This is a genomic window from Streptomyces albipurpureus (assembly GCF_023701525.1).
Lineage (GTDB): Bacteria > Actinomycetota > Actinomycetes > Streptomycetales > Streptomycetaceae > Streptomyces > Streptomyces albipurpureus.
The window spans coordinates 1-10725 of record NZ_JAMQAW010000094.1; the positions used below are offsets into that span (position 1 = coordinate 1).

Here is a 10725-nt window from a genome sequence, read left to right on the forward strand (position 1 = left end):
CGAACCATACGCGAATCGCTGACTCCTGCGCCAGAGTGAGAACGAAGTCATGGCGTACCAACTCCTCCATCGACAGATCACCCTCCGGCAGACCCTCAGTCCCCGGCGGAAAGACGGCCATCATCCGGGTGTTCGGGAGACGCACCGCCCGGTGCTTGGGATGGGGCGCGGGCTGGCCGCAGATCAGCAGCTCGGCCTCGGCCCTGCGCAGGGTCTGAAAGCCCTCCGCTCCGGGGGCGGCCTCGTGGAGTCGTACCCGGACCCCGGGGTGGCGTTCGCGAAAGCGTCTGATGAGCGGCACCGCGTCCGTGCTGAACAGGGGCGCGACCGCGATGTCCAGTACCCCGCTGGCCAGGTCGTCGATCTGTTCGGTGGCTGCCCGGGCGCTGTCGAAGGCGCGTAGCACCCGGCGGGCGGGGGCCACCAGAGCACGGCCGGCCGGGGTCAGGGTGGCGGTACGTCCGCGTTGGACCAGTGGGGTGCGCAGCTCCCGTTCCAGCTCCTTGAGCCCCTGCGACACGGCGGGTTGGCTCAGGTGCATCCGGCGGGCGGCCCCGGAGATGCTGCCCGCATCGACGACGGCGATGAAGTACTCAAGATGGCGGCGTTCCATAACCAACGGTTATCACATCCAGAGGAATCTCAAGGCTTCTCTTAATGCCGTTCGGCGGCATAGCGTGCCGATGAACGGTCCGCGCGGGGCCGGTTCACCGCATTGTTCGCACGCCGGGGTCATGACTCGGGCATGGACAGGGAGCGAGTATGGAGACAACCGCAGCACGCGGCCCCTGAACCTGCTCCGACGGCCCCGGACCTACCGCCGGCACCACAAGGGCGCAACGCCTGCGCGGTGCTGGAGCCGTCTCCGGACCACCAGTCGGTGCGGCCATCGATTCACGGCCCGAGAATCAGGTGAAAGCCCCAATCCAACCCGGCCCGGTATCGGCCAGCTCAGGGGAACGGCCGAGAACCCGGACGGGGAGGAACCACTCCCGGAGCCTGGCTCCGCAGCGCGCTCGCGCATGGGCCTCCCGGCCTCCGACGCGGAGTACCGCCCCAAGAGGCTGGTCAGAGCTGGCCCCGACATCTCCGGAGCGCGGGGAGACCGCAGCCCGCCGCCTCCGCGGGCACCAGTCCTGTGTGAAAGGCAGTCATGTACTCCACCCATATCGGTACCTCCACGCCCGACGCGGTCAACATCTACGGCTATGACCTGTGCTCCGAGGTCATCGGCCACGCCAACCTCGCCGATCTGGTCTTCCTCGGTGCGCAGGGCCGACTTCCCTCCGAGAACGAGTCGAGGATGCTCAACGCCCTGATGGTCGGTGTCGCCGAGCACGGTTTCACGCCCAGCGCACTCGCCGCCCGCCTCACCTGGCTGGGCGCCCCGGAAGCGACCCAGGCGGCCGTCGCGGCCGGACTGCTCGGCGCCGGCAGTGTCTATCTGGGCGCGATGGAGTACACGGCGCGGATGCTCCAGGAAGCGATCGCCGATTCCTCCGATGGTCAGGACCCGGCTACCACCGCGGCGGACATCCTCGACTCGTACGAGAAGTCCGGCACCAGGGTGCCCGGTTTCGGCCACCCCACCCACCGCCCCCGCGACCCGCGCACCACCCGCTTCTACCAACTGGCCGAGGAGTACGGGGTACTCGGCGACCACGGCCGGCTCCTCCAGGCCGTGCACGCGGAGATGGAGCGCCGCAAGGGCAAGCAGATCACGCTCAACGGCGCGGGCACTTTCGGTGCCCTACTCTCCGACATCGGCTTCCACTGGAAGCACGTCCGTACGGTCGTCACCGCCGCACGGGCCGTGGGTCTGGTCGGCCACATCGCCGAGGAGGCCGCGAACGGCCGGGCGGACAGCAGCGCTCAGGCGCTGTTCCAGCACGTTCAGGACAACACCGACTACCAGCCGAAGCGCTGACCGGCTCCTCACCCGTACACACAGCAAGGATGCACCTCATGATGGGAACCATGGATGGCAAGGTCGCCATCGTCTCGGGCTCCGGCCGGGGTATCGGCCGTGAGATCGCTCTGAAGCTCGCTGCTGAGGGAGCGAGTGTGGTGATCAACGATGTGGATGAGGAACCCGCGAAGGAGACGGCGGCGGAGGTGGTCGCGACCGGTGGCAAAGCTGTCGTCTGTGTCGGTTCGGTCGCCGAGGACGGGTTCGCCGAACGCTTTGTGAACACCGCGGTAGAGGCCTTCGGCGGCCTGGACATCATCATCAACAACGCCGGGCACGCCTGCGAATCGGCCATCGACGAAATGACCGACGAACAGTGGGACGCTGTCCTCGGCGTCAATCTCAAGGCGCCGTTCCGGATTCTGCGCGCCGCTCAGCCCTTCATCAGGGCCAACCCGACCGACTACCACCGCAAGGTGGTGAACATCTCCTCGACTGCGGGCGTCTACGCCACCCCGGACCAGTCCACCTACGGTTCGGCCAAGGCCGGTGTGATCGGTCTGACCAAGAGCCTGGCCAAGGAGTGGGGCCGCTACAAGGTCAATGTGAACGCCGTCGCCTTCGGCTTCATCCTCACACCGATGACTGAGGCCGTCGCCGACGACAACGCCGCATCGGAGACCGACACCCGCGGCATCGGGGCCGGCCTTGACCCCGAGGAGGCAGCCAGAGCGTCGAAGGCCATCCCCCTCGGCCGCCCGGGCACTCCGAAGGAGGCCGCCGGCGCGGTCTACCTGCTGTGCACTCCGGAGTCCGACTACGTCAACGCCCAGTGCCTGGTGGTCGACGCGGGCCGGGTCTGAGCCTCCATCCGGCCAGGGCGACGGGTCGACCGGGCCGGGAAGCGCGGGCGCGTTCGGCGGAGGCCGTCAGCCGGGCGGCCCGATCCCCATCGGCTCCGATGCCGATGCGGCCAACCTCGATGTACTACCCACACGTGCCCGGCGCCCCAAAATCCGTCCGGGCGCCGGGCGCCGGGCACCATCGCCGTCTGCGGGTGCCGTGGCGCCATGAACGGCCCAGCGGAGCGAGGAGATCTCCCCCGGAGCCCGATGGCACGGCGGAAAGAACCGCAGGCGCACCCCCCGCGCCTGCGCTGCGGTCCCCGATTCCTGATCCATGGAAGGAACCCGTCCCGATGCGACGCAGTGTCTTCACCGAGGAGCACGAGGCTTTCCGGCAGACCATCCGTGACTTCCTCGCCAAGGAGGTCGTACCGGATTTCGATGAGTGGCTCCAAGACGGGATCGTGCCCAAGGAGCTGTACCGCAAGCTCGGCGACCTCGGCTACTTCGGCATCGAGGTGCCCGAGGAGTACGGCGGAGCCGGAGTCACCTCCTACAAGTACCAGGCGGTTGTCCAGGAGGAGGTGGCACGGGCGGGTGTCATGCTGGGCAGTGCCGGCGCGCACACCGCGCTCTCCCTGCCGTATCTGTTGAAGTTCGGCAGCCAGGAGCAGAAGCGCCGCTGGATGCCCGGCTTTGTCTCCGGTGAGATCATGACCGCGATCGCGATGACCGAACCCGGGACGGGCTCGGACCTCGCCGGTATCCGTACCTCCGCGCAGCTCTCGGACGACGGCACCCACTATCTGCTCAACGGCGCCAAGACGTTCATCACCGGCGGAATCCAGGCCGATCTGGTCCTGGTGGTCTGCCGAACCTCCCCGGCCCCCGAGGACAACCGCCGCCTGGGCCTGTCGATCCTCTGCGTCGACACCACGAGCGAGGGCTACACCGTCGGGCGCAAGTTGGAGAAGATCGGACTACGCGCTCAGGACACCGCCGAACTGGCCTTCACCGATGTGAAGGTGCCCGTGGAGAACCTGCTCGGTGAGGAGGGTGCCGCCTTCGCCTACCTCACCCACAATCTGGTCCAGGAACGGTTGGTCGCCGGTGTCGGTGGCTATGCCACGGCCAAGGCCGCGATCCGGTTCGCCACCCGGTATGTGAAGGAGCGCACTGTCTTCGGCAAGCCGGTCGCCGCGTTCCAGAACACCAAGTTCGTCCTCGCCGAGTGCGCCACCGAGGTCGAGGCCGTTGAGTGCATGGTCGACAGGGCCCTCGAAGCGTTCGACGCGGGCGAGCTGACGTCCGCGGACGCGGCGAAGTTGAAGCTGTTCTCCACCGAGGTAGCGGGCCGTGTCATCGACAAGTGCCTTCAACTGCACGGCGGCTACGGCTATATGCTCGAATACCCGATTGCCCGGCTGTACACCGACACCCGGGTGAGCCGGATCTACGGCGGTTCCAGCGAGATCATGAAGACCATCATCGCGAAGGACCTGGGCCTGTAGGGACTGGGTCCTTCCGAAAGCCGTGTAGGAGCCGGGATTCACCGAATCCCGGCTCCTACACGTTCACCTTCAGGCGCCGCTGTCCTCCCACCGCTTGCGGAGCTCGGTCTTGAGGATCTTTCCGGTGGGCGTCAGCGGCAGACCGTCGACGATGTGTACGTCACGGACCTTCTGGTACGGCGCCACCTCGGCGGCTACGTGCGCCATCACCTCGTCCAGGAATTCGCGGCCGCGACCGGCCTCGTGGACGTAGGGCGGACGGAGCACCACGAAGGCGACCGGGATCTGCCCCGCGACCGGGTCCGGCCTGCCCACCACCGCGGCTTGGGCGATCGCCGGATGGGAGCACAGCAGTTCTTCCAGCGGCTGCGGGTAGACGTTGTAGCCCTTGTAGATGAGCATGTCCTTGGCCCGGCCGGCCAGGAACAGATAGCCGTTCTCGTCGAGACGGCCCATGTCCCCCGTACGGAGCCAGCCGTCCACGAACTGACCCGCCGACAGCTCGGGCCTGCCGTGGTAGCCGTCGGCGATCTGAGGGCCACGTACCCATACCTCGCCCGTGTCACCGTTCGGGCAGGGCGTGCCGCCGTCCTCCCCGCGGATAGCGATCTCGGTGTCGAAGACGGGCAGTCCGACAGCGCCTGGGGGAACGCCCTGGTGGGACGGGGTGAACGCCACTGCCGCCGTTGCCTCGCTCAGGCCGTAGCCGTCCGTGACGGCGGCATTCGGGAACGCGGCGCGCAGCCTGCTGAGGGCGGAGGTGTCGATAGGGGCGGCGCCGGAGGTCAGCAGCGTCACGGAGGACAGATCGGCCGTCTCGATCGCGGGGCTGCTGAGCAGGGCGTAGTAGAGGGACGGTGAGCCCCCGACAGCGTTGGCCCGGTGGCGCGCGACGCTCTCCAGGAAAGCGGTCGGATGGAATCGGCCTCCGATGACCACGGTGGTGCCCAGCAGGGTGTTCACATTGTGACCGACCAGCCCGAGGCTGTGGAAGAACGGCGCGACGGCGACGAACACGCCCTGACCGGGTACGAGACTGTGCCGGTGCACCGCCTCGGGCACCACGCGCATGCGCAGCGCGCCCGTCTCGTCCAGATACGGCAGGGTCGCCGAACGCCAGCAGCCGACCTGAAGGATGTTGGCGACGAGATTGCGATGAAGGACCCGTACGGCCTTGGGGCTGCCGGTGGTGCCGCCCGTGAGCTGAAGGTGGGCGACCGACTCGGGGTCGACGGCGAGGTCTCTCAGCGGTTCTTCCATGAGGAGTTCGCCGAGGGATGCCAGCCCGTCGGGGAAGGCGTCCTTGGGTAGCTCGGCGTCGACGGGCGCGGGAGCGGCGGCGCTCGCCGGTACGTGCACGGCGAAACGCAGGCCCTCCGGCACCGCCCCGCGCTCGAAGACCGCGCAGTTCGCCGGATGGGTGAACAGCGCCTGTACACCGCAGTCGGCGAGTTGCCGCCTCAGCGGGCTCGCCGGCTGAGCCGGGTTGACGGGGACGGCGGCGGCGCCCGCGCAGAGGATGCCGTAGTAGGCGACCAGGAACCACAGGGTGTTGGGCAGATGCAGGGCGACCGCGTCACCCGGCCCGATGCCCCGGGCCCGTAGGCCGGCGGCGACGCGCAGGGCCCGGTCGTGAAGCTGCGCATAGGTGAGGGTCTCGTCCCCGTCGCGCAGCGCGACGCGATGGGGATGGGCACGGGCGGCGCCGGCGAGAAGCATGTCGACGCCGACTTCGGGGTACTCCAGCGAACGCGGCATGTTCGTGGGCCAGGCGCTTGGCATTGCGGAACTCCCTGTTCCAGAGATGGGGGTCGAACTGACCGGAGAACGGAGGGGAGCCGCTCATGAGGCCGGAGGCAGTGGGCGAACGACGACCTCCTGGGCGAAGGACGCGGCCAGTTCCCCCTCCCTGGTCCACACCTTGCCGGTGGCCAGGCCTCGGCCGTCGCTCTCCGAGGGGCTGCGTACCACGAACAGCAGCCATTCGTCGGCGCGGAACGGCCGGTGGAACCACATCGAGTGGTCGAGCGACGCCGTGAAGACACGGTCGGGCGCGCTCCGCAGCATCCGGGGCTCTTCATGGGCCATGGCTGCCACCGCCCCGGGGGCGAGATCCGATGCGTAGGTCAGGGCGCACCCGTGCAGCGTCGCGTCGTCGGGCAGCGGCTCCACGGCCCTCATCCACAGGACGTACTCGGTGACGCCCGACGGGGCCGGCGGCCCCGGGCGGTCGCTCCGCGGAACCACCCGCATCGAAACCACCCGCCGGTACACGGATGCCGCGAAATCCTTGGGGCGGGTGCGGGCCCACATCGGGTAGGGGTCGGGAAGTTCCTCCGGGGCGGGCACGCTGGGCATGGGCCGCTGCCGGTCCGCGGTGTCCTCGGGGGACTTGAAGGAGGCGCTGAGGGTGAAGACCGCCTCTCCACCCTGGAACGCGGTCACCCGGCGTGCGCCGTACGACCGGCCGTCCCGCAGCCGCTCCACGTGATAGAGCATCGGCTGGTGCAGCTCACCGGGGCGGAGGAAGTAGCCGTGCAGGGAGTGCACCCGGCGGTCCGCGTCCACCGTGTGCCCCGCCGCGGCGAGCGCCTGCGCGGCCAGATGCCCCCCGAAGGCCCGCCCTGTCCCGCCCCGATGGCACATGCCGCTGAACAGATCACGGTCCAGCCGCTCCAGAGCGAGGAAGCGCACCAGATCGGCGTCGCCGTTGTCGGGTCGGCCGGTCGGAGCCGCGTTGGTGAGTGGGTACTGCACGGAGGTACTCCCGAGGTGTCGATCGATCGCTGCTCTGGGCCCGGTTCGGAAGGCCTCGGCGGTGCGGGGTTCCTGGCCGGGGCCGGGGCTGGTGGACGGAGGAGGTGAACGACGCCGGTGCGGACGGGAGCCGGTCCGGTGCCTGATCCGCCAGGTGATCGTCCAACGGTCGTCCTGATGCCGGGTCTCGCGTTCGGCCCAGCCGGCGGGCGCCTCGATGCGCCCGCCGTGGGCCTTCGGCAGCCGGCCGTTCGCGGGGCAGATCTCGGCGGTCAGCCAGGCGGGGACCGATGAGACGTCGGCGGCGTCGGGGTCGTGTCGGCCGGGGCGATTCTGGTACCCGGGCCGGGGGTGGCGAGGATCATCCGGGTGCGGGGCACGGGTGCGATGGCGTTGACGCGTACGCCTTCGCGCCCTCGGCGGCGAGCAGCAGCGCGTGCGCACGGCCGAGACCGCGCCCCGCGCCGGTGACGGCGGCCACGCGGCCTTCGAGGTCTCCCACGACGAGACTCCCTTGTTCTTCGGTTTCGTACGGAGACGTGAGCCCTTGGCCCGCCGCGGGCGACGGGGCTGGGCCGGCCCGCACCCGGCTCCCCTGTGAGTCCATGACGAGGGGGAGCCGGGTGCGGGATCATCCAGGCGGGATGGAACGAGGTCAGGATGTGGCGGCGAGTTTTGCGCCGTCGCGCTCGGGGTTGATGAGCAGGGTGGCGATGGCCGCCCCGACGGCGATGGCGGCGCCGATGGCGATGAATCCCTGCTTGTAGCCGGCCAGGGGGGTGTCGGCCGACTCGACGAGTGCTCCCATGAGGATCGGGGCGACGATTCCGCCGAGGCTGTACACGCCGGTGACGACACCGAAGACGGTCCCACGCTGCTTGGCGGGCACGATGTCGGACAGTCCGGTGAACGAGACGCCGTATCCGGCGGCGCTCGCACAGGCGGCCAGGGTGATCAGGACCATGTGCATGACGCCGCGGTCGAGCGCCGGGAAGCTGACGGTGCCTATGCCGGCGAGGAGCACCATGGCTCCCGCCAGATAGCCGCGGCTGGCACGGTTGCTCATGCCCCGCTTGGTCATGGCACTGGAGGCGAAGCCGCTGGCGATGGCCGCGATCGCTGTTCCCAGGAAGAGCAGGGCTACGAGGTTTCCGGTGGTGGTGGCGTCGTAGCCATGGCCGTCGCGCAGATAGAGGGGGAGCCAGCTCACCACGGTCGCGGTCAGCATGTAGGCGACGAAGAACAGCAGTTGGAATCCGATGAATGTGCCGGTCCCGAAGAGCTTGAGCAGTGGCACCCGCTCGGGCAGGCGACTCACCGGCTCGGCGGCGCCCGTTCCCTTGGTATCCGAAGCGGACTCCGGTCCTTCCCTGCCGACGATGAGCCAGAGGATCACGATGATCACACCGACCACGGACATCACACCGAATGCGGCGTGCCAGGAGTGTTGGGTGATGACCCAGGTGAGGGCAGGGGCGGCGATGACCGGCCCGATGGCGGCACCCGAGGCCACCAGCGAGCTGGGGACGGCTCGCTTGTCGGGCGGGAACCAGGTGTGGGTGACATGCATGACCAGGGCCGTGGTGGGCCCTTCGGCGAAACCGAGGAGGACGCGGCAGACGACGACGGTGGTGAACCCGACCTGCCCGACCATGGGGGCCATACTGACCGCCCACAGCGCGGCGATGCCGGCCAGGAGCCAGCGTGCTTTCACCTTGCCGCCGAGCCAGCCGCCGAGGATGGCGCCGATGGCGAAGAGCCAGAAGAAGCTGCTCTGGATGACACCGAACTCGTCGGCACCGATCCCGATTTCCTTCATCATGTCGACGCCGGCGAGACCGACGATGACCTTGTCCGCGTAGTTGACGACCAGCAGCAGGAAGAGGAGGGAGAGCACGAGCCAGGCTCGCCGTCTCGTCTGCTGCTCGGGTCTGTGCTCGCGTCCGGGCACCGGGCCGGTGCCGGACTGCTGATCAATGGCCATGGACGCTCCTTGGGCGGGGCGAAGACTACGGCTGCCCGTGACCGGGCAGCCGGGCATGGGGACGGGGGTGCGGGGCGGCTGCTCCGGGGCGGGTGATTCGCTCGTCCGGAGAGGCAGTCAGACCACAAGGGGGGAAGACGCGGAGCGGAGAGCGGTGTGTGCTCTCCGCCCTGCGGGTCCTTGGCACCGGATTCCGATGCCCGGAGGCCTCTGGCCGTCGGGATCGGCCCTGTGCCACGGTGTGCGGGCCGATGCGGCTCGCTATCGCTGCGGACCCTTGTGAGGCCGAGCCGACCAGGTCTCGGGTCCCGCCATGGCGGGAAGCGGCGGGAAGACGCCATGTCAGGGATATGCGGTTCGCGCTAGCGCGACGCGGACAGGGAAGTCCGTGCGTGGCGGTTCATGACGGAACTTCCGTATGGATGGCGGTGGGCGCCGCGCGGCGGCACGTCACCGGGGGGATGCAGGTCCGGTACGGACACGGTTGCCAGGTCCTGGAGTGCCGGCCGCCGAACAGCGGCGCGAGCCCGTCCAACCGATCGAGTTCCGGAAGCCGGTGTCAGGTGATGTCAATGACGGTGCGCAGCGCCTCGCCCGTGTGCATCTGCCGGATGGCCTCGTTGACGTCGGACAGCGGTACATGGTGGGTGATCATCGATTCCAGGTCGATTCGGCCCGCGCGCCAGAGGTCGATGATCTTGGTGAGGCTGCGGCGGACATCGTCGCCGCCGTAGAACGAGGGGAGAATCCGCTTCTCGCTCCGGCAGAGCTCGAACATGTTGATGTCCGGTAGTTCGGAGCGCGAGCCGACGCCCACCAGGCAGACCGCCCCGCCGGTGCGGGCGGCGTCGTAGGCGGCGCGCAGGGTGGCGGGCTTGCCCACGGCCTCGAAGGTGTAGTCGAAGCCGAAACCGCCGGTGAGCCGCTGGACGGCATCCGGCAGATCATCGGGGGCGACGGCCTCCGTGGCCCCGAACTTCAGGGACAGATCACGGCGGTTGGCGGTGGGGTCGACGGCGACGATCTGTGCCGCTCCGGCCACCCGTGCGCCCTGGACGATGCTCATGCCCACACCGCCGAGGCCTACCACCGCCACCGAGGAACCGGGCTGCACCCGGGCCGTGTTGAGCGCGGCGCCGATGCCGGTGGTGACGCCGCAGCCGATCAGTGCGGCGAGGTCGTAGGAGACATCGTCCGGGATCGGTATGGCCCCCTTCGCGTCCAGGACCGCCTCCTCGGCGAAGGTGCCGGTGCCGACGATGCCGGGCAGCAGGGTCCCGTCGTACTCGAAGTTGGGCTTGCCGAGGTTGATGTAGCCACTGCGGCAGAGATGGCCCTCGCCCACCTTGCACGAGGGGCAGACGTCGCACGGGGGCATCCAGCACACCAGGACCCGGTCGCCGGGCTTGAGGTGGGTGACGCCCTCGCCGACCTCGACGATCTCACCCGCGCCTTCGTGCCCGGGGACGAAGGGTGCGGGATGTGCGAGGACACCGCTCATGGCGGAGAGATCGGAGTGGCACAATCCGGCCCGGTGCATCTTTACCCGCACTCGGCCGGGCCCGAAGGAGGCGGTGGTGACATCGGTGACGTCGAGGGTGCTGTCTCCGGTGTGGTGCAGTACTGCCGCGCGCATGAGATCTCCTGAGGGTACGGGTCAGGCCTGGGCCGGGGTGGGGAGGGTGATGGTTTTGTTTTCGAGGTAGGCGGAGAGTCCTT

9 protein-coding genes are annotated in these 10725 nt (G+C 69.1%); 3 read left to right on the plus strand and 6 right to left on the minus strand.

From position 1 onward, the window contains the following. On the minus strand, positions 1-613 hold a 613-nt coding region (locus NBG84_RS37410; protein WP_250924177.1), incomplete at its 3' end, for a LysR family transcriptional regulator. A 540-nt stretch (positions 614-1153) separates the two neighbouring features. Between NBG84_RS37410 and NBG84_RS37415 the strand changes: the two genes are divergently transcribed. The 3 genes from NBG84_RS37415 to NBG84_RS37425 all read left to right on the plus strand — a co-directional run bounded on the left by NBG84_RS37415 (position 1154) and on the right by NBG84_RS37425 (position 4265). Continuing rightward, positions 1154-1927, plus strand: coding sequence for a citryl-CoA lyase (locus NBG84_RS37415; protein WP_250924178.1), 774 nt, complete (start codon positions 1154-1156; stop codon positions 1925-1927). 38 nt (positions 1928-1965) lie between these two features. After that, positions 1966-2772: an SDR family NAD(P)-dependent oxidoreductase gene (locus NBG84_RS37420; protein WP_250924179.1), complete on the plus strand. Its 807-nt coding sequence runs from the start codon at positions 1966-1968 to the stop codon at positions 2770-2772. 335 nt (positions 2773-3107) lie between these two features. Beyond that, positions 3108-4265 carry an acyl-CoA dehydrogenase family protein gene (locus tag NBG84_RS37425; RefSeq protein WP_250924180.1) on the plus strand — a complete coding sequence of 386 codons (1158 nt, stop codon included), beginning with the start codon at positions 3108-3110 and terminating at the stop codon, positions 4263-4265. A 69-nt stretch (positions 4266-4334) separates the two neighbouring features. Here the strand turns inward: NBG84_RS37425 and NBG84_RS37430 are convergent, their stop codons facing one another. The 5 genes from NBG84_RS37430 to NBG84_RS37450 form a co-directional block, all read right to left on the minus strand. Beyond that, a complete protein-coding gene (locus NBG84_RS37430) occupies positions 4335-6047 on the minus strand; it encodes a class I adenylate-forming enzyme family protein (protein WP_250924181.1) in 1713 nt (570 codons plus the stop codon). Positions 6048-6107: 60 nt separating this feature from the next. Further along, positions 6108-7022 carry an acyl-CoA thioesterase gene (locus tag NBG84_RS37435; RefSeq protein ID WP_250924182.1) on the minus strand — a complete coding sequence of 305 codons (915 nt, stop codon included), beginning with the start codon at positions 7020-7022 and terminating at the stop codon, positions 6108-6110. A 361-nt stretch (positions 7023-7383) separates the two neighbouring features. After that, positions 7384-7524, minus strand: a complete 141-nt coding sequence (locus NBG84_RS37440) for a hypothetical protein (protein ID WP_285368824.1) — start codon at positions 7522-7524, stop codon at positions 7384-7386. Positions 7525-7677: 153 nt separating this feature from the next. After that, complete coding sequence (locus NBG84_RS37445; protein WP_250924183.1) at positions 7678-9006, minus strand: MFS transporter; 1329 nt, start codon at positions 9004-9006, stop codon at positions 7678-7680. Between the two features lie 559 nt (positions 9007-9565). After that, positions 9566-10642 (minus strand): zinc-binding dehydrogenase, encoded by a 1077-nt coding sequence (locus NBG84_RS37450; protein ID WP_250924184.1) that lies wholly within the window; start codon positions 10640-10642, stop codon positions 9566-9568. Between the last annotated feature and the right edge of the window lie 83 nt (positions 10643-10725).